The sequence below is a fragment of the Haloglycomyces albus DSM 45210 genome (assembly GCF_000527155.1).
In the GTDB taxonomy this organism is placed as follows: domain Bacteria; phylum Actinomycetota; class Actinomycetes; order Mycobacteriales; family Micromonosporaceae; genus Haloglycomyces; species Haloglycomyces albus.
Map to the genome: position 1 here is coordinate 2,979,592 of NZ_AZUQ01000001.1, position 20,207 is coordinate 2,999,798.

The following is a 20,207-nucleotide window of genomic DNA, read 5'->3' on the forward strand; positions in this document are numbered from 1 at the left end:
GGAGCGAAGTTCGTGAACGACTTTCCCGTGGGTGTTGTCAGCGGACTCGCACGGATCCGCAGAATATTCTCATCTCCGTGGGTGGACGGCGATGGTGAATCTCCACCGCCCACCTACCGGAAAATCGACCGGGCGATATCAGACTTAAAATCGGCGGCTGCTAATCGCGCTCGACCCAGTCCAACGTCCGGGATACGGCCTTCTTCCACTGGTGGTATTCGTGATCGCGTTCCCGAGAATCCATGTCCGGCGACCATTCGGCCGCCTTGTGCCAGTTCTCGCGTAGGGATTCGACACTGTCCCAGTACCCGACGGCGAGCCCGGCGGCATAGGCGGCCCCAAGGCACGTCGTTTCGGCGACCATCGGACGAATGACGGGAACGTCCAAAACGTCCGCCAAGTCCTGCATCAAGAGATTGTTGGCGGTCATGCCGCCGTCGACGCGGAGCTCGGACAGTGAGACGCCGGACTCGTCCTGCATGGCATCCGCTACCTCTCGGGTCTGCCACACGGCGGCCTCCAAAGCTGCACGTGCGATGTGGCCCTTCTCGATATAGCCGGTCAAGCCGACGATGACGCCGCGTGCGTCATCGCGCCAATGCGGGGCGAACAGGCCGGAGAACGCCGGAACGACATAGCAACCGCCGTTGTCCTCCACCGTCCGTGCCAGCGTCTCGATTTCGGGTGCCGACGAGATCAATCCCAGGTTGTCACGCAGCCATTGCACCAGGGCTCCCGTAACGGCAATCGAACCCTCCAGGGCGTAGGTAGCGGGAGCGTCGCCCAACTGGTACGCCACAGTGGTCAGAGAGCCCCGAGCTTCCATGACGGGACGCTCACCGGTGTTGAGCAGCATGAACGTACCGGTTCCGTAGGTGGACTTGGCCTCACCCGGAGCAAAACAGGTTTGCCCGAACAACGCCGCTTGTTGGTCACCCAGTGCGGAGGCGACTGGAACACCTGACAGTGGCCCCTTCGCCTCGCCGTAGATCTCCGAGGACGAGCGGATTTCGGGAAGGATCGCGGCGGGAATTCCCATCTGGTCCAGGATCTCTTGGTCCCAATCCAGGCTTCCCAAATCCATCAGCATGGTTCGGCTGGCGTTGGAGACATCGATGGCGTGCACCCCGCCGGTGAGGTTCCAGATCACCCACGTGTCCATGGTCCCGAACAGAACCTCGCCACGTTCGGCGCGCTCGCGCAGGCCCTCGACATTGTCAAGCAGCCACCGGATCTTGGGACCTGAGAAGTATGTGGCGAGGGGAAGCCCGCACTTGTCACGAAAGCGATCGGCTCCCTCGTCGCCGGAGAGTTCGTGCACGATGTCATCGGTGCGGGTGTCCAACCAGACGATCGCGTTGTAGACGGGCTCGCCGGTTTCTTTGTCCCAGATGACGGTCGTTTCACGTTGATTGGTAATGCCAATGGCGGCTACCTGCTCTTTAGCGATGCCGCTCTTGGTCAGCGCCCCCTCGACGACCTCATCGACATTGTCGCGGATTTCCACCGCGTCGTGCTCGACCCATCCGGGCTGCGGATAGATTTGGCGGTGTTCCTTCTGGTCGACCGCTACGATAGTTCCCGCATGGTCGAAGATAATGCAGCGGCTTGACGAGGTGCCCTGATCAATCGCGGCGATGTACTGCTGTGACATGTGTTGTTATTGTCCTCTCAACGTTGAGCGTGATGCTTAGAATCCAAATCCGGTGGCCTGCCAGGCTAGTGCGCCCACGACTCCGCCGGTAATGGGGGCTACGACTGGAATCCAGGCGTACGCCCACTCTGAACTGCCTTTGCCGGAGATGGGAAGTACAGCGTGCATGATGCGTGGGCCGAGGTCGCGTGCGGGGTTAATGGCATATCCGGTGGGACCGCCCAAGCTCATTCCGATGGCGACCACGAGAAGACCGGTCAACAGTGGGGCCATACCGGTCGAGTAGGCCTCCTGCAGGTTGACCTCGACCGACCCCAACGCGGATCCATTGGCTCCGATCGCCAGTACTCCAAAGACGAGAACGAAGGTACCGATGAATTCGCTGATGAAATTGGCAGGGGTGGATTTGATGGCCGGGCTCGTGCTGTAGGCGGCGAGTTTGGCGTCCGAATCGTCGGTCACGGCCCAGTGCTTGAGGTAATGCATATAAACCAGCAGCGCACCAAAGGCACCACCGGCGAGCTGAGCGGCCAGATAACCGGGGACCATCGACCATTCGAACTGCCCCACCGAGGCCAAGCCGATGGTGACGGCAGGATTGATATGAGCGCCGCTGACGTGCCCGACCGAGTAAACGGCCAGTGCGACGGCCAAACCCCATCCCAGGGTAATGACGACCCAGCCGGCCGCCTCGGCTTTAGACTTCTTCAAGACGACACCGGCCACTACGCCATTACCCAGCAGAACCAGCATTGCCGTGCCGATGAACTCGGCGAGATATTCCATCTCCGACCACTCCTTTGTCGTTGGATGATGTTGGGTTCGGCTTCACCGGAACGATCGTTAAGGAATCACCAAATGATTAATAAAACCGAACGTTATTCGATAATGTCGAACGCACTTCGTTGATATTAATTCATGTTCTGTCGGGGCGGCAACCCCGACAGGTCACTATTCGGCAACGAATGCACTACGGAAACAGAACACCACCGACAATGGTGCGCCAATATGAACCTAAAGTATTCAGGTGTACACGACACAGCGCACACGCATTCGACAGTGGCGAACGAAGGACGACTCACAAGGTTAGGGTAGAAGCGTGGCGAAACATATTCAATCGATTGAACGCGCGGCCGAGGTGCTGAAGCTGCTCGCCAAGGGCAGCCGTCCATACAGTCTGGCGGAAATCGCGAACAATCTCGATTTGCCAAAGCCTACGGCGATTGGAATATTGCGCACTCTACAGTCGGCGGATTTCATCGACCAAGACCCCGAAACCTCCCGGTACGGCCTAGGGCCGGCGGTGCTCCACGTCGGGGCCCGCTACCTAGACGGAAACGAACTCCGCACCAAAGCTTTGAACTGGTCCGATTCACTTGCGACTCGAAGCGGTGAAAGCGTGCGTATCGCAACTCCACATCATGACCAAGCATTGGTCGTACACCACGTCTTCCGGCCAGACGACAGTCACCAAACCCTGACAGTGGGGGAGCTGCTGCCTCTTAACGCTACCGCGATTGGAAAGGTACTTCTCGCCTACGGAGGTACGCCGGTGGAGGAAATCGTGGAAGAGTTCGCGGAATATACTCCACAGACCGTTGCGGACCGGTCGGCGCTCGCAGACGAAGGTAAGCGGATCCGGGCGCAGGGTTGGGCGGAGGAAATCGAGGAGTACGTCGTCGGCGAAACCAGCATCGCCGCCCCGATCCGAGATCGACAGGGGATTGTGATCGGCGCCATCGCGATTACCGGGGCGATCGAACGAACTTGTGAAAATGGACAGTCTCGAATGGACCTGGTGTCCTATGTAAGGGACGCGGCGCGCGCGATTTCACGGGAACTGGGCTGTAGCCCTCATATTTGAGCAAAAGGACGTCGAGTTGAAAAAGTGTGAATGGCCAGTCGACACGCAGATTCGCAATGGCGAGTGACCATTCACCGAGATTGACTTATTCCCAGGGGAACTTGTCTGCGAAGGCAGGTTTCAAGTGGTCGACCCAAACCGCGTCTTCGTTGTACTGAGCGAAGAACGGCTTACCCACCAACTCGGGGTTCCGTGCCTGCAACATGCGGAGTGCGTAGACCTTCTCACCGTTGATTTCGGTGACACCGTCTACAGTGATCTTTCCTGGAGTCGCGGACATCGACGGTCCACGTACGGTCCGGCAGAGACCGGACACGTGACTGAACGCTTCCCGGTAGACTTCCCAAGCGCGCCATAGTGGAACCGAGAAGTAATCCTGCGGCCCCGTATCGCGTTCAATGAACATGTAATACGGGATCATGCCCATCTTGTGCTGCGTCCGCCACATTTGCGCCCATTGGTCCGCGGAATCGTTGATGGTGCGAATGAGCGGTGCCTGGGTGCGGATCGTCGCTCCCGTTTCCAGAATGCGCTTGATCGCCGTCTGGACGATTTCCGGCTCCATCTCCTTGTGGTGGGAGAAGTGTGCCATGAACGCGAGGTTCTTGCCCGATTTTACGACCTTCTCGAACAGACGAAGAGTCGCGTCGGCGTCCGGGTCGGTGACGAAGCGCTGTGGCCAGTATGCCAGGGCCTTGGAACCGATACGGATGGATTCGACATGGTCCATTTCGAGCAGAGGGTTGATGTAGCGGCTGAGAACCGGCTCTCCCATGATCATTGGGTCGCCACCGGTCATCAAGACACTGCTGACCTCGGGATGACGTGCCACGTAGCCGGTCATCTCTTCTACATCGTTGTTGGCGATCTTCAGGTCGGCGATACCAACGAACTGCGCCCAACGGAAGCAGTACGTGCAGTAAGCGTGGCACGTCTGCCCTTGTTGGGGGAAGAACAGCACCGTCTCATCGTACTTGTGCTGGATGCCTTCGACGTCATCCTGAGTGTCCTGTTTGTTCTTAGGAACGTTCAGGGCGACTTGACCGGCAGGGTGTGGATTGAGGCGGAATCGAATCTCATTGGCGGCCCCAATGAGTTCCTTCTTGGGAACTTCCTCTTTGAGAAGAGCAGCCATGCGATCGACGTCCTCCGCCGGAAGCATGTCTTCTTGTGGAAATACCAGTCGGAACATAGGGTCATCGAAGGGGTTTTCCCAGTCGATGAGCTCATCCACCACGTAAGCGTTGGTGCGGAATGGCAGCACTGAGGAAACTGCCCGCGTGCGGAGCCGCTGTTCGGCTGTCATAGGGGCCCGTTGTAGTAGCTCGTCCAGATGGCGGTCAGTATAGGCACGGAAACGCCGACCGGTGCTTTCAGCGGTAGTCATGGCGATCTCGACCTCCTCACTCTGCATAGATAATGGGCATGTTCGTCCAGGCTTAATGAGCGCTCGGACGTTGCATTCGGCAACGCGAAACATCATGGCAAACGTATGAGCGAACGAATTGCAAACCATACGAAACGGCTAGTTTGACCACAGCAGCGGCCAAACTAGCGCCTTAGGTATTCTTGTTCGGTGACAATACGTATAAAATCACTCACCTGCACATAAATGGTGCGTTTTTAGTATTAGCTGCGATCTTAACGCAGTGTCGCTTGAAGCGATATAGGCACTGCCTTCAAAGCCTGGCTTACCGGGCAGTTGTCCTTGGTTGCTTCGGCGATCTTGGTGAACTCGTCCAGTCCAAGGTCGGGCACCGTTGCTTCAGTAACCAACGTGATGCCGGTGATACCCGTTCCCGGAGTAAAGTCTACCGATGCCTGCGTGTCGATTTCGCCGGGCGTGTATCCAGCGCCCTCCAGACCATTCGACAAAGCCATCGAGTAGCACGTTGCATGAGCGGCGGCGATAAGCTCTTCAGGACTCGTTTTTCCGTCCGGGTCATTAGCGCGAGAGGCCCACGTGACGTCGGCGTCGGGAATCTCTGACGACACGAAACTGGTGGTGCCTCCACCGTCCTTTAGAGTGCCGGTCCAGCGGGTGCGGGCGTTTCGAGTGACGGCCATTCGGTGACCACTTCCTATCGTTTGAATGTATGCCTTGACTACTGCATGTAACGGAAGACTATCAACGGCCACCGTGTCCCGGGCTGATTCGAAGAGGGTGTCGAATCCTTGAGCCGTTGCTACAGCTTCATGCATTGGGTTGCGATCATTTGAATGCTTGTAACCTGGTGTTTTGTTGTGGGGGTACCCCCGGTTGACGGTGGGGTTTGGGGGTGTGTATATTGGTTGTTGCCCGCGAGGGAACGGACGAGACCGGGAGGGTCGAGGCCGGTGAGCGGATAGTCGAAGTCCCGACGACAACCACTTGAACTTTTGGTTCTAAGGTGTGGCGCGGTTCGCTATCAGATGTGCGGGTGTTCCTGATGCTTTAACGGTTGTGCTGTGGCATGCCTTGTGTGGTGTGTTGCGGTGTCGTTGGTGCGTGTCCTTTGTGGCTGTTTGGCTGCTTGTTGGGGCGTGTGCCGGTTCTGTTAGGGTTTTTTGGGTTGCTTCGGCTGGTGATGCTGTTTTGTGGTGTTGTTGGTTGTGGCGTGTTGTTTGAGAACTGAACAGGGTGTTTGGATAGTCAGCGTGCGGGCTGGCTGGATGATGCTGTTGTTGTGTCTGTTTGGGCATGGTGGTGGTGTTGTTTGGTTGGTTTGTATGACTGTTGATTTCTTTATTCCGATATTTTTTGGATTATTGTGGTCAGGTTGAGTTTTCGGCATTTGCCTTAACATTTTTGTTTTTGGTTTTTGTTGGAGAGTTTGATCCTGGCTCAGGACGAACGCTGGCGGCGTGCTTCACACATGCAAGTCGAACGGAAAGGCCCAGCTTGCTGGGTACTCGAGTGGCGAACGGGTGAGTAACACGTAAGTAACCTGCCTCTGGCTTTGGGATAACTGCTGGAAACGGCAGCTAATACTGGATATGACATGTCATCGCATGGTGGTGTGTGGAAAGTTTTTTCGGCTGGAGAGGGGCTTGCGGCCTATCAGTTTGTTGGTGGGGTGATGGCCTACCAAGGCGGTGACGGGTAGCCGGCCTGAGAGGGCGGTCGGTCACATTGGGACTGAGATACGGCCCAGACTCCTACGGGAGGCAGCAGTGGGGAATATTGCACAATGGGGGGAACCCTGATGCAGCGACGTCGCGTGGAGGATGACGGTTTTCGGATTGTAAACTCCTTTTATTCATGGCGAAGGCAGGCTTGTTGTCTGTTGACGGTAGTGTTTGAATAAGTGCCGGCTAACTACGTGCCAGCAGCCGCGGTAAGACGTAGGGCGCGAGCGTTGTCCGGATTTATTGGGCGTAAAGGGCTCGTAGGCGGCTTGTTGCGTCTGTCGTGAAAGGCAGTGACTTAATCATTGTTTTGCGGTGGATACGGGCAGGCTTGAGGCAAGTAGGGGAGATTGGAATTCTACGTGTAGCGGTGGAATGCGCAGATATGTGGAGGAACACCGGTGGCGAAGGCGGATCTCTGGGCTTGTTCTGACGCTGAGGAGCGAAAGCGTGGGGAGCGAACAGGATTAGATACCCTGGTAGTCCATGCTGTAAACGGTGGGCGCTAGGTGTGGGGCTCTTTTGTGGGTTCTGTGCCGTAGCTAACGCATTAAGCGCCCCGCCTGGGGAGTACGGTCGCAAGGCTAAAACTCAAAGGAATTGACGGGGGCCCGCACAAGCGGCGGAGCATGCGGATTAATTCGATGCAACGCGAAGAACCTTACCTGGGTTTGACATCACCCGGACGCCTGCAGAGATGTGGGTTTCTTCGGACTGGGTGACAGGTGGTGCATGGCTGTCGTCAGCTCGTGTCGTGAGATGTTGGGTTAAGTCCCGCAACGAGCGCAACCCTTATCCTGTATTGCCAGCAGTTCGGCTGGGGACTTGCGGGAGACTGCCGGTGTTAAACCGGAGGAGGGTGGGGATGAGGTCAAGTCATCATGCCCCTTATGTCCAGGGCTTCACGCATGCTACATTGGCCGGTACAGCGGGTAGCGAAGCTGTGAGGTGGAGCGAATCTCTGTAAAGCCGGTCGTGGTTCGGATTCGAGTCTGCAACTCGGCTCGATGAAGGTGGAGTCGCTAGTAATCGCAGATCAGCAACGCTGCGGTGAATGCGTTCCCGGGCCTTGTACACACCGCCCGTCACGTCATGAAAGTTGGCAACACCCGAAGCCTGCGGCCTAACCGGTTTTTGCTGGGGGGAGTGGTCGAAGGTGGGGCTGGCGATTAGGACGAAGTCGTAACAAGGTAGCCGTACCGGAAGGTGCGGCTGGATCACCTCCTTTCTAAGGAGTCTGTTGAGGGATTGCTGATGAAGTTGCTGTTGGGTGCTTTTGGGTGTCTGATGGTGTGCTGCTGGTTGGTTGAGTCTGACTGGTGGTGAGTAGTTGGTGGTTTCTTTATTGTCTGGAATGGTCTGGCTGATGCTGTGTGCAGTTGATGATTGGTGATCATTGGTTTGGTTAGTGGTTGTTGATTGTGGTGTTGGTTGGCGCGAGCGGCGAGTGTCGTTTGTTGTTGTGCTGTTTTGGATGTGGACTGATTGTTTTTTATGGTGTGTCGTTTACTCGTTGACTGTCTATTTACGCATTGATGCTGGTGTTTGCTGGTGTGGTGTTTCTTGTTGTCACTGTTGTTTGATGGTGGTGCTGGGGGTGCTGTGTTGGTGGTTCTGGTGTTGGTGTGGCACCCTGTTTGGGTTCTGAGGCGATAGGCCTTGGAGCGGGTTGATGTTGAGCGTGTGTGGCGTGTGTGCATTGGCTGGCGGATTGCTGCTGTGTTGTCTGTTGTGGATGGTGTGGTGGTGATGTGTTGGTTGGTGTGGTGCGTGTTGTGTGCGTGTGCATTGGCTGGTGTGTTGTTTGAGATTTGTATAGTGTGCGTGAGTGTCTTTATGTTTCTATCCTGACTGACTTGTGCCTACATGTGCTGTGGCGCGTGGGTGGTGTGTTGGTGTGGCTGTTGCGGGGTTGTGTCTTCGTGGTGGTGCATGAGCGGGCTGCTTTGTCGTGTGTGGTGTGTGTGGGTGTGTGTTGGTTAAGTTGTGTAGGGCGCATGGTGGATGCCTTGGTGCCGAATGATGCCGATGAAGGACGTGTGAGGCTGCGATATTCCTGGGGGAGTTGTCAACAGGGCNTTGATCCCAGGGTTTCCGAATGGGGTAACCTAGCCGGCTTGGTGGTCGGTTGCTGCTGGTTGAATGTATAGGCCAGTTGGTGGTGTGCGGGGAAGTGAAACATCTTAGTACCTGTTGGAGAAAACAATAGTGATTTCGTGAGTAGTGGCGAGCGAAAGCGGATGGAGGCTAAACTGTGATCGTGTGAAGAGGCGGTAGCTGTTGCGGTTGCGGGGTTGTGAGGTTGCGCTGGTCGTCTTCTACCGGGGGCGTGCGTGTGTGTGCTGGTTAGCTGAATGGCTTGGGATGGTCAACCGGAGTGGGTGAGAGTCCTGTAGGTGAAGGCTGGTGTGCATGTGTTGGTGTGATGCTCGAGTAGTGCGGGGTTCGTGGAGCCTTGTGTGAATCTGCCAGGACCGTCTGGTAAGCCTAAACGTGTTTGGTGACCGATAGTGGATGAGTACCGTGAGGGAATGGTGAAAAGTACCCCGGGAGGGGAGTGAAAGAGTGCTTGAAACCGTGTGCCTGTAAGCCGTCAGAGCCTGTTGCCTGTCTTTTGGTGGGTGTGGGTGATGGCGTGCCTTTTGAAGAATGAGCCTGCGAGTTAAGGTGTGCAGCGAGGTTAACCTGTTGTGGGGTAGCCGGAGCGAAAGCGAGTCTGAAGAGGGCGTAGAGTTGTGTGTTTTAGACCCGAAGCGGGGTGATCTACCCATGTCCAGGGTGAAGCGCGTGTAAGAGCGTGTGGAGGCCCGAACCCACCTAAGTTGCAAATTGGGGGGATGAGGTGTGGGTAGGGGTGAAAGGCCAATCAAACTCCGTGATAGCTGGTTCTCCCCGAAATGTATTTAGGTACAGCGTCAACATGTTCATGTGATGGTGGTAGGGCTCTGATTCGGGAATGGGCCGTGTTGGTTACTGACTCGAGTTAAACTTCGAATGCTGTTGTGTGGTGTTGGCAGTGAGACTGTTGGTGAAAAGATCAAGGGTCGAGAGGGAAACAGCCCTGATTACCGGCTAAGGCCCCTAAGGGTGTGCTGAGTGGAAAAGGATGTTTGATCGCGTTGACAGCCAGGAGGTTGGCTTAGAAGCAGCCATCCTTGAAAGAGTGCGTAATAGCTCACTGGTCGAGTGGTTGAGCGCCGATAATGTAGCGGGGCTGAAGTGCACCGCCGAAGCCGTAGCGCATGTGGCCACGTTGGTGGTTGTGTGTGGGTAGGGGAGCGTCGTGCATGCGGGGAAGCGGAAGCGTGAGCTAGCCCGTTGGGGTGTGTCCGTGGAGTGTGTGCGAGTGAGAATGCAGGCATGAGTAGCGTAAGGCTAGTGAGAATCTAGTCCGCCGTTTGACTAAGGGTTCCAGAGGACGGTTGTTCCGCTCTGGGTTAGTCGGGTCCTAAGGCGAGGCCGTGAGGCGTAGTCGATGGTTGACCGGTTGATATTCCGGTACCCGAGTGATGCGTGTTGTGCGAAGGCAGTTATGCTAACCGGCTGGTGACGGATGGTTGAGGGGTTTTGCTTCTTGGCTGTTTTGATCTGGTTGGGGTCCTTTCTGTTGGTAGTGTAGTGATGGGGTGACGCATGGGGATAGCAGTACCGTCTGGTGGATGAGGCGGGGNAAGGTGGTAGCCCGTTGTTTAGGTAAATCCGAGCAATGGCCCTTGAGTGGGTGTGGGTGAGCGCTGATGCGTAGACCGTTGGGTTGAATTCTGTGATTCCGTGGTGTCGAGAAAAGCCTCTAGCGAGTGTTGTTCGGCCCGTACCCTAAACCGACACTGGTGGTCAGGTAGAGTATACTGAGGCGTTCGAGTGATGTATGGTTAAGGAATTCGGCAAATTGCCTCCGTAACTTCGGGAGAAGGAGGGCCCTTACTGGTGTAGTCAAGCGACTGTGAGCTGGTGGGGGTTGCAGAGTCTGGTGGGGAACGACTGTTTACTAAAAACATAGGTCCATGCGAAGCCGTGAGGTGAGGTATATGGACTGACGCCTGCCCGGTGCTGGAACGTTAAGAGGATCCATTAGCCCTGTGGGGTGTCGTGGTGAATTGAAGCGCCAGTAAACGGCGGTGGTAACTATAACCATCCTAAGGTAGCGAAATTCCTTGTCGGGTAAGTTCCGACCTGCACGAATGGCGTAACGATTCCCTTGCTGTCTCAACCATATGCTCGGCGAAATTGCAGTACGAGTAAAGATGCTCGTTTCGCGCGGCAGGACGGAAAGACCCCGGGACCTTTACTATAGCTTGGTATTGGTGCACTGTTTGGTTTGTGTAGGATAGGCAGGAGACTGGGAAGCTGGCACGCTAGTGTTGGTGGAGTCGTTGGTGAAATACTGCTCTGGTTTGATGGTGTGTCTAACCTTCGGCCCTGATCGGGTTGGGGGACAGTGCCTGGTGGGTAGTTTAACTGGGGCGGTTGCCTCCTAAATGGTAACGGAGGCGTTCAATGGTGCCCTCGGGCTGGTTGGAAACCAGTTGGTGAGTGTAAGCGTATAAGGGTGCTTGACTGTGAGACTGACGGGTCGAGCAGGAACGAAAGTTGGGGCTAGTGATCCGGCATCAACGTACGGGTGTGGTGTCGCTCAACGGATAAAAGGTACCCCGGGGATAACAGGCTGATCTTCCCCAAGAGTCCGTATCGACGGGATGGTTTGGCACCTCGATGTCGGCTCGTCGCATCCTGGGGCTGGAGTTGGTCCCAAGGGTTGGGCTGTTCGCCCATTAAAGCGGCACGCGAGCTGGGTTTAGAACGTCGTGAGACAGTTCGGTCCCTATCCGCCGCGCGCGTTGGAGATTTGATGAGGGGCTGTCCCTAGTACGAGAGGACCGGGATGGACGAACCGCTGGTGTGCCAGTTGTTCCGCCAGGGGCATGGCTGGTTGGCTACGTTCGGGAGCGATAACCGCTGAAAGCATCTAAGTGGGAAGCGTGCTTCGAGATGAGATCTCCGTCAACATTGGTTTGTTGGTGAGGTTCCCTAGAGATGATGGGGTTGATAGGCCGGGTATGGAAGCAGGGTGACTTGTGGAGTGGACCGGTACTAATGGCCGAGAGCTTAACTAATATTTCCCTTTTGTGGGGGTTGGTTGGGGTAGAAGCGATTGTTCATGCTGGCTGCGTTGGTGGTTGGTGTGGGATGCTCACGTGCATTATATGATTCTGAGGCAACATGCTGGGGTTTGTGTTCCTGGGTGTGTTGGCCTGTGTGTTTTTGTTTGGTGGTGTGTGCGGGAGGGGTACACTCAGTTCCATTCCGAACCTGGTGGTTAAGGCTTTCTGCGCTGATGGTACTGCACTCGTGGGGGTGTGGGAGAGTAGGTCGCTGCCAAACAATTTTATTTTATGTGAGGAGAAGGGGGAGAGGTCACTGTTGTGGTGGCTTTTCCCCCTTCTCCTTTTTGTGTGTTTCAGATGTCGCTTTGTATTGTTTTGTGTGGTTTAAACCAATTCGGGAGCACTTACGGTGACGGTGCCCCAGAACTTTAGTATTCAGGGTGCTTGGCTGGTCGCGGGCTAAATCAGCGTAGTCGTCGGAATCGTATGCGTGTATTTACGTTATCTGCAGGTTTGCTTACGTGAAGCGGTACTATGAACTTTAAGGTAATCAGCGGTTGCGATTGAGCTGTGAGGTCATCATGGCGAGTGCACATCCGGCGGGAATGGTCCATATATGGGGACGACGACCGACCAGAAAGACAAAGCTACTGCAACCACGACGCCCCGCGTTTTGGGTGTTTACGATACTTTTGCTGATCACTGCCTTGATAGCGGTAGGCGAGTGGTACCCAACATTCCTTGACAGCGAGATTAGCGGGTTCGCCTTTTTTGCTTTTGGTATTTGGGCTGCCTGGGCATGTGCTATAGCGTGGCTGGTAGGTCGTATCGACGTATATTCTGAGGTGCCCACATCGATTCGGTTCGGCGCTTTGGGATGGGGTGTATTTGCATCCTTGATCTTGTCGCGTCCTGTTGTGGAGGCGATGGCCGACTGGGTAGCTCCGGTGTTTGGAACCAATGCGGAGGCGATATCGACCGCAGTGCCTGAGGAAGCGGCTAAACTCCTGGGGGTCGTGTTGTTGGCTGCGGTGATCCCTGTTCTGTTTAAACGATACGTGGGTGGCGTCGTCTGTGCACTCTTGGTAGCGGTCGGCTTCAGCGCTGGCCGAGGCTGGGAGGAATCCAATGTGGTATTCAGGGATTCGGTAGCAACCGGGAACTCCGGTTCTGAAGTCCTGCGGACGGTATTTGACGATTTCCTATTCCATGGATTCGTAGCTATGCCGTGGGCACACTTTACATTTGCAGTAGTCGCAGCCATGGGTGTTGTGTATTGGATGCAGAACCCACATAAGACGGTAGCAAACCGGGTTGGTGTCGCGGTTCTCCTGTTCTTTAGTGCGGTCGTGCTGCACGCTTTGACCTCAATGTCGACGCAACTGCCGGATAATAACGAAGTATTGGCCGTGGTGTTTATAGCGGTCGGAACGATCGTTATCCTTGCGGGGATTGTGGTCGCAACCCTTCGCGCGGAACATGAGTGGTTTAGTGACACGATTCGTCAGATGCCTCCTGACAGTGATATGCGTGCGGCGGCGAGCGCTTCTGATCAACATCGGTCACAGAGTGAGTGGATAGAGTTGGACCGGAAGAAGGTCAAGGAAACGAGGCGCGCTTCCATTGCGTACGTCGACGCGATGAGTGATCACGCATCGTCCGGTGAAATGGAACGATTGCATCAAATTGCGGTACACGCAGACGGCGAAGAAGAACAAATGAGACACTGAAATGCATGATTCCTGTGGGGTTGTGATGGCATCCGTTTCGTTGAAGTGTTGAATGCCTGCCCGTAGGCGATCATGACTATACACGGCGACGACGCTTGGCCGATGGTCGACTGTGAAACGTCGTCTAGATCTACGCCTATGCGCACTACATTACCGAATAAGTCCGGAGAAGCATCGTATTCTTCTGCAAACTGGGCGATCGGTACATAAGGTGTTTCTGTGGGTGGTTCTAGCAACGGTGCGACGGTAGACGATCGGACGACTTCTTCTGGTGCGGCTGATGGTACAACAGGCGCTTGGAAAATGACGTTGTCGGTTACCGGTGCGGGCGCCCTGTTTCTGCTTCTACGTTTGTTCGCGGTTGTCGACTATCAGTGGGACGTGGCGTTTGCGGTTTCGGAGACGATCGGAGTTGACGACGTCCCGAGTTTGCTATTTGGAACGATGCTTGCCGAGCGCTTGAGCAACGGTGTGTTTATCGCGCTCCTCTTTCCATTGGCCATGGGGCACCAGGCACGACTCGGTTGGATTCCGCGGCGGGATACGTCCGGTAATTTTGCCTTTATCGTTATCCTGTTTATGCTGCTCGTTTCGCTCTGGATCAGTTTCGGGCAAATTTGGTTGCCGGTTGTCAGCTTCGTGCTGACCGCATCTGTTTTGGTGTTGTTCTATGGCCCTCTGGATACGCCGGAGAAGGTTTTGCGCTTCCTGTCGAGTCATATCTGGCGCATTTCCTTGGCGATCATCTTTGTGCTGGCGGCTCTAGTACGCGCACCGTGGGTGCCTCTGGAAGAGATTGAACTGTCCGACGGGTCCGTTATGGAGGGCTATGTGGTGGCAACGCCATCGGGGTACTTGAAGGTACTGACTGAATCGGACCGGGAGCTGGAAATCTTGATTGCAGCAGACGTCGAGGAACGTACTGAAGTCGAGAGATGAGGGATTGCAGGCGTGAGGGGCCCGCGGGCCGTTGACTACGTCAGCATTTCACGGACTCGATAGGCTCCAAGCGCGAGTGCAAAGGCGCCACCGACTACCAAAAACGCTACTCCTACTACGCTTAGCAGTAGGACCGCAAGGGCGATCGCGCCAAGTAGGCTGAAAAACGAACTCATGGAGCCTCCTTCATTGCAGGCTACGTTGTCAATTTGATCCCGTTAGGATTATTGTCGCATATCAATACAGAACCCGTATTTTACTTCACATGTTAGGTATACCACTATACATGAACGATAAAGAAGATATATCTCGACTCCGAGGTACGCCTTTTCCATCGGAAATGGAGCGTCTGTACAGGAAACTCGGCAGAAAACCGATTAATCTCCACCGCGCTCTTGCACCGGCTCCGGCGGTACTGGAAAAGTATCTGGAGTTGGTGCAGTCCCTCCGCTTTGAGGCGAAATGTCCTCAGAGAGATCGTGAACTGGCTATTTGTCGGGTAGCGAGACTGCGTGGCTCCGACTACGAATGGGCGCACCATTCCCCGGAAGCGCGACACGCGGGTGTGAGCGAGGAGCAACTGAACGCCCTCGACGAGTGGCGGGCGAGCTCCCTGTTTGCCGACCGGGACCGAGTGATCCTGGGGTATGTCGACTATATGGTGGTCGACGCGAAGTTCGACAGCAGAGTTCTCGAGCAATACTACGACGAGCAGGAACAGGTCGAACTGACCATGACGATCGGGATGTATTTGTCCATTGCGGCGGTATTGCGGGCGCTAGAAGTACAGCTGGACGATAATGTCGGAAATTGAGTGCTACCGGTAGGCGAGCACGTAAGCTCAATCGTACTGATGATCCGAACCGTTGTTGAGGTTGGAGAAGGGTAGATGACGAAGGACTCGGGAGAACTGACAGGGGGCGTTCATGCTTCTCCTGTCGCTACGGTGTTCGTGGCGATGGCCGCTGCACTAGGCGGATTTCTATTCGGATACGACACCAGTGTGATTAACGGTACGGTCGATGCCCTGGAAGAGACCTTTGGGATTTCGTCGGTGGCCCTCGGGTTCGTGGTTTCGTCAGCCCTTATCGGTTGTGCGTTCGGAGCGTGGTTTGCAGGGGCCCTGGCGAATAAGGTTGGGCGTACCCGGGTCATGATGGTGGCGGCGACGATGTTCTTCATTTCGTCGTTCGGTTCGGCATTGGCAACAGGACCGTTGGATCTGGTGGCATGGCGTGTACTTGGAGGACTGGCGGTCGGTGCGGCCAGTGTTATCGCGCCGGCTTATATTGCCGAGATCGCTCCGGCGAATATCCGTGGACGCCTGGGGAGCCTGCAACAGATGGCTATCGTCATCGGTATTTTTGCCGCTCTATTGGTCAATTACGTCATCGCTCAGGCGGCCGGCGGAGCCAATGAGGCGGTGCCTTGGGGCGGTACGGCATGGCGATGGATGTTCGCCGCCGAATCGATACCGGCGTTCCTCTATTTCGTCATGGCGCTTCAAATTCCAGAGTCTCCCCGTTACCTGGTCTCCAAGAACAAGTTTCGTCAAGCCAAAAAGGTACTGGCCAAATACGTTGGTGGTGACGTTGACGCAAAGGTCGACAGTATTCGAGAATCGCTGCATTCGGAGACGCCGCCTCGATTCGCCGATATTCGCGGCAGTCGGCTTGGCCTGATGCCGATTGTATGGATCGGGATTCTCCTTTCGGTGTTCCAGCAGTTCGTTGGCATTAACGTCATCTTCTATTACTCCAATACGCTGTGGCAGGCAGTCGGGTTCAGCGAATCTGATTCCTTCTTGACGTCCGTCATTACTTCGGTAACCAATGTGGTCGCTACGATCATCGCCATTGCGCTGATCGATAAGGTTGGTCGAAAGATACTGCTGCTGACCGGTTCGGTGATCATGGCTCTGTCACTGGGAACGATGAGTTACATATTCTCCACCGCACCAGTGGTGAACGGTGACCCGAATCTGGGCGATACCGCGGGACCGATTGCTCTCATCGCGGCTAATGTCTTTGTCGTCGGGTTCGCGTTTTCCTGGGGGCCGATCGTATGGGTGCTTTTGGGGGAGATGTTCCCCAACCGTATTCGTGCCTCGGCCTTGGCCGTGGCGGCTGCGGCACAGTGGGCCTCGAACTGGTTGATCACCACGACGTTCCCGGAGTTGGTAACGATCAGTCTTGGCCTGGCCTATGGCTTGTACGCCGCGTTCGCGGTTCTGTCGTTCCTCTTTGTACTACGCTATGTACCTGAAACCAAGGGCGTGGAGCTGGAAGCGATGGAACAGCTCGAAAGTGAGGCCGAACGACGTCGCTCCAAGCGTCTGACCGAAAAGGGTTAGGTAACGTCCAGTAGACGCAATATCGGGGTCGGCATGGGTATGCCGACCCCGGTTTCCTTTCTGTGTAAAGCCTATGGCGGATCTACTCTGTGGTGATCGCCTGGAGCATGTTGAGCTTGGCTGCTCGGGCGGCGGGTGCCAGTGCCGCAATGAATCCAACGACCAGAGCAGCGATGAGGTAAGTGATCATCAACCCCCACGGCAGGGCGAAGACGGTTATGCCTTCGTCCTTCAGGCCCTGCTGGATGACATAGCCGAGGCCGATGCCGACCGCCAGTCCGAGTATCGCCCCGAATAGACAGATGATGATGCTCTCCGCCGTTACCATCCGTCGAATCTGTGGTCGGGTCATACCGATCGCTCGCAGCATTCCGAGCTCCCGGGTACGTTCCAGAACGGAAAGGACCAGCGTGTTGATGACGCCGATGATGGCGATAAGGACCGCGAGCCCCATGAGCACCTGGACGGCGATGATGACGTTGTCGAGCATCCCCGTCTGCTCGTCGATGAACTCCGCGTTATTGGTGACGGTCAGTTCCTGTTCATCGGCCAAGAGGGTGTCTATCTCATCCTGAACCGCACTCACAGAGGCATCGTCCGATACCTCGATGAAGGTTTGGAACGGTTTGGTGAGTTGGAAATGTTCCGACAGTTCCGGGCTCATCCACCAGGAGCCACCCCAGTTTTCAGACGACGTTACGGCGGTTACGGTCAGGTCGGCCTCGGTACCGTCGAAGAGTGTCAGTGTCACCGTATCGCCGACTTCAAGGTTCTCTTCATCGGCGATGTCTTCCCCAATGAGGACCGAATCACGGTCGAAGTCACTCAAGCTGCCTTCATCGACGGTGATTCCGAGAATCCCGAAGGTGTCCTCGATGTCTCCCGTCGAATTGAACGCCCAATCGGAGTCCTTGCCATCGACTTTGGTGTCGTGGCTGGTGTACATATCGGCGACGGATTCTACCCCGTCGATGTCGGACAGGCCCTCGTTGATATCGGCGGGAATACCCGTCGGCATGGCGGCCATCGAGGCTTGGCTAACGATCAGGTCGGACTGTAGCGTTTCACTGAAGTAGTCCTCGCTGGTCGCTTTGAGACTCGACACGATAGAGGCGATCGCCGTTACCAAGGCAATGGAGATCATGAGTGCCGAGGCCGTGATGGCGGTTCGACGCGGACTGCGGGAGGCGTTGAGCCGACCAAGCTTTGCGGTGATGCCGACTCCGAACAGACGTCCAAGAACGGACACCAACGGGGTCGCGAGAATAGGCGTCAACAGAATGCTGCCGATGAAGGTGATGGCAACGCCGGCGAATGTCGCGGCGAGCGTATTGCCTTCGAACATGCCGTTGAGTCCGCCGAACATCAAGCCCACTCCGATGAGAGTGACGATGCTTCCCACGATAGTGATGCCCCGCAACGGCTTCGGTGGGTTTGCTGCGTCACGCATAGCCGCTACCGGCGGTACCTTGCCAGCACGACGTGCCGGCCCGAACGCCGCTAGGAGCGTCACAATGACACCGATGACGATGGCACTGGTGGAGCTTGCCGGAATGACCATGGAAACCGGCAGGCCCTCAAAGAGAGTGTTGCCCACGATTGCGGACAGGCCTACACCCAAGCCGATCCCTAGGGCGTAACCGATCAAGGAACCGATGATCCCGACGATGAGGGCCTCGAGAAGGATCGATCGCGTCGCCTGACCGCGGGTAGCGCCCATGGCCCGCATGAGAGCCAATTCTTTCTGGCGTTGTGCTACTACGATCGTAAAGGTATTGATGATAAGGAATACTGAGACGATGATGGCGATAACGCCGAAGCCGAAGAAGATGTATCCGATGATGTCGCCGAACATCTGGAGTCCTTCGGCGTTCTGTTCGTCGGCTTCGGCGGAGGTAAGGACTTCGAAGTCCGAACCGGCCGCGTTTTCCAACGCTTCCTTGTCCGCGTCGCCGATGACGGTGATGCTCATGTAGGCATCCCGGTCTTGAGCCATGAGGCTTTGAGCGGCCGACGTGGTAAACGCTACTTGAGTCTCACCCAGGAAGCTGTCGCGGTTGCCGGGCATGTCGTACGTTCCAACGACCGTGTAGGGCTCGCGCTCGGTCGACATGGTGCTGATATCACTCGTATCGCCAAGTTCCAGGCCGGCGTCTTTGAGAAATTTGTTGCTGACGATGATTTCATCGTCAGCACTGGGAGCGTTCCCCTTGTCGAGCTCCATGAAGTCCGCGATCGACTCCCAATTGAAGCCCATGGTCGGCTGCATTCCACCGAGGGTTTTACCGTCGGCATCGCGTGCCGTCACCATTGCGCTGATGTCACCGGTGGCGGTTTCCACTCCGTCAAGTTGACGGATCTCTTCCAACGTGGACGCTGGAATGTACTGGCTCGGGGTAACCGGTGCGCCGTCGGCGGAGGCGCCCGTGGGGTTGGCTTCGGCGTGCTGTACCACGTAGTCCGCCTCCGAATAGATATCGGAGAACATTGTGGTGAGTGATTTGTTCAGCGACGCGGTCAGGACCATCGACGCGGACACGAACATGGTGCCCAGAACAATGGCGATCGAGGTCAGAACGACTCGGCCCTTACGTTTGGCCATCCCCTTCAGTGACGCTCGTAGCATTTAGTTGGCCTCGCTCTCATGCCCGGTCGCCGCACTGGCGTCTTGAGCTACGAGCTGCTCAAAGTGCCGCATCTTGTCGATGACGGAGTCGGCGGTCGGATCGGCCATGTCGTCGACGATGTGGCCGTCGGCCAAGAAGACGACACGGTCGGCATACGAGGCCGCCGCTGGATCGTGGGTGACCATCACAATGGTCTGTCCAAAGGTGTCGACCGATTCCCGGAGGAAGTTGAGAACTTCGGTTCCCGAGTGGGTATCGAGGTTACCGGTAGGTTCATCGGCGAAGATGACCTCGGGTCGGGTCGCTAGAGCGCGTGCGCAGGCAACGCGCTGTTGCTGTCCTCCCGACAGCTCGGTGGGTTTGTGTTCCAGCCGGCTGTCGAGGTCGAGGGTCTTGGTGATCTGATTGACCCAGTCATTGTCGTTGGGGTGGCCGGCGATGGCAGCCGGGAGCGTGATGTTCTCGTACGCCGTCAGGGTCGGGAGAAGATTGAACTGCTGAAAGATGAAGCCGATCTTTTCGCGACGAAGTTTGGTCAGCTCCTTGTCCTTCATCCCGGTGATGACGGTTTCGCCGATGGAGATGGTGCCGCGATTCGTGCTGTCGAGTCCCGCTAGGCAGTGCATGAGGGTGGATTTTCCAGAACCCGAGGGCCCCATGATGGCGGTGAATGCACCCGTTTGAAACTCAACGTTGATTTCTTGTAGGGCATTGACTTGGGTCTCTCCAGACCCGTAGACCTTCCACACATCCGTGGCAGAGGCAGCGGGGGAGTTGGACGTCATTGGTTTCACTCTCTCTTGCTGATGGGCATCAACGAGATAGCG

General features: G+C 56.1%; 11 protein-coding genes and 3 rRNA genes. 8 read left to right on the forward strand and 6 right to left on the reverse strand.

Annotated elements, in window-relative coordinates; all coding sequences use genetic code 11:
• Positions 1–160: 160 nt before the first annotated feature.
• Together glpK and HALAL_RS0113780 are read right to left on the reverse strand one after the other, a co-directional pair.
• Positions 161–1,654: a glycerol kinase GlpK gene (gene glpK, locus HALAL_RS0113775; RefSeq protein ID WP_025274557.1), complete on the reverse strand. Its 1,494-nt coding sequence runs from the start codon at positions 1,652–1,654 to the stop codon at positions 161–163.
• 36 nt (positions 1,655–1,690) lie between these two features.
• Positions 1,691–2,440: an MIP/aquaporin family protein gene (locus HALAL_RS0113780; RefSeq protein ID WP_025274558.1), complete on the reverse strand. Its 750-nt coding sequence runs from the start codon at positions 2,438–2,440 to the stop codon at positions 1,691–1,693.
• 313 nt (positions 2,441–2,753) lie between these two features.
• Here HALAL_RS0113780 and HALAL_RS0113785 point away from each other — a divergent pair, with 313 nt between their 5' ends.
• Positions 2,754–3,518: an IclR family transcriptional regulator gene (locus HALAL_RS0113785; RefSeq protein WP_025274559.1), complete on the forward strand. Its 765-nt coding sequence runs from the start codon at positions 2,754–2,756 to the stop codon at positions 3,516–3,518.
• Between the two features lie 85 nt (positions 3,519–3,603).
• On the opposite strand, the gene HALAL_RS0113790 is transcribed toward HALAL_RS0113785, so the two are convergent.
• Both HALAL_RS0113790 and HALAL_RS0113795 read right to left on the reverse strand, forming a co-directional pair.
• Positions 3,604–4,905, reverse strand: a complete 1,302-nt coding sequence (locus HALAL_RS0113790; RefSeq protein WP_025274560.1) for a KamA family radical SAM protein — start codon at positions 4,903–4,905, stop codon at positions 3,604–3,606.
• A gap of 254 nt (positions 4,906–5,159) precedes the next feature.
• Positions 5,160–5,585 (reverse strand): OsmC family peroxiredoxin, encoded by a 426-nt coding sequence (locus HALAL_RS0113795; protein WP_025274561.1) that lies wholly within the window; start codon positions 5,583–5,585, stop codon positions 5,160–5,162.
• A 734-nt stretch (positions 5,586–6,319) separates the two neighbouring features.
• On the opposite strand from HALAL_RS0113795, the gene HALAL_RS0113800 reads away from it, so the two are divergent.
• The 7 genes from HALAL_RS0113800 (at position 6,320) to HALAL_RS0113840 (ending at position 16,753) form a co-directional block, all read left to right on the forward strand.
• A 16S ribosomal RNA gene (locus tag HALAL_RS0113800) occupies positions 6,320–7,854 on the forward strand.
• Positions 7,855–8,603: 749 nt separating this feature from the next.
• Positions 8,604–11,740: ribosomal RNA gene (locus tag HALAL_RS0113805) — 23S ribosomal RNA — on the forward strand.
• Between the two features lie 151 nt (positions 11,741–11,891).
• Positions 11,892–12,008 (forward strand): 5S ribosomal RNA (rrf, locus tag HALAL_RS0113815).
• Together the 16S, 23S and 5S rRNA genes form the textbook arrangement of a ribosomal RNA operon.
• A 328-nt stretch (positions 12,009–12,336) precedes the next feature.
• The gene (locus HALAL_RS0113820) at positions 12,337–13,461 is read left to right on the forward strand and encodes a PrsW family glutamic-type intramembrane protease (RefSeq protein WP_245598206.1); all 1,125 of its coding nucleotides are present in this window, start codon (positions 12,337–12,339) and stop codon (positions 13,459–13,461) included.
• A 219-nt stretch (positions 13,462–13,680) separates the two neighbouring features.
• Positions 13,681–14,400 (forward strand): hypothetical protein, encoded by a 720-nt coding sequence (locus HALAL_RS0113825; protein ID WP_156937750.1) that lies wholly within the window; start codon positions 13,681–13,683, stop codon positions 14,398–14,400.
• A 286-nt stretch (positions 14,401–14,686) separates the two neighbouring features.
• Positions 14,687–15,214, forward strand: coding sequence for a carboxymuconolactone decarboxylase family protein (locus tag HALAL_RS0113835; RefSeq protein ID WP_169732456.1), 528 nt, complete (start codon positions 14,687–14,689; stop codon positions 15,212–15,214).
• A gap of 75 nt (positions 15,215–15,289) precedes the next feature.
• Positions 15,290–16,753: a sugar porter family MFS transporter gene (locus HALAL_RS0113840; protein WP_025274565.1), complete on the forward strand. Its 1,464-nt coding sequence runs from the start codon at positions 15,290–15,292 to the stop codon at positions 16,751–16,753.
• An 82-nt stretch (positions 16,754–16,835) separates the two neighbouring features.
• Here HALAL_RS0113840 and HALAL_RS0113845 read toward each other — a convergent pair whose 3' ends face one another.
• Entirely contained in the window at positions 16,836–19,379 is a 2,544-nt protein-coding gene (locus HALAL_RS0113845) for an ABC transporter permease (RefSeq protein ID WP_025274566.1), read from the reverse strand.
• Positions 19,380–20,165, reverse strand: coding sequence for an ABC transporter ATP-binding protein (locus HALAL_RS0113850; protein WP_025274567.1), 786 nt, complete (start codon positions 20,163–20,165; stop codon positions 19,380–19,382). It lies immediately after the preceding gene.
• Between the last annotated feature and the right edge of the window lie 42 nt (positions 20,166–20,207).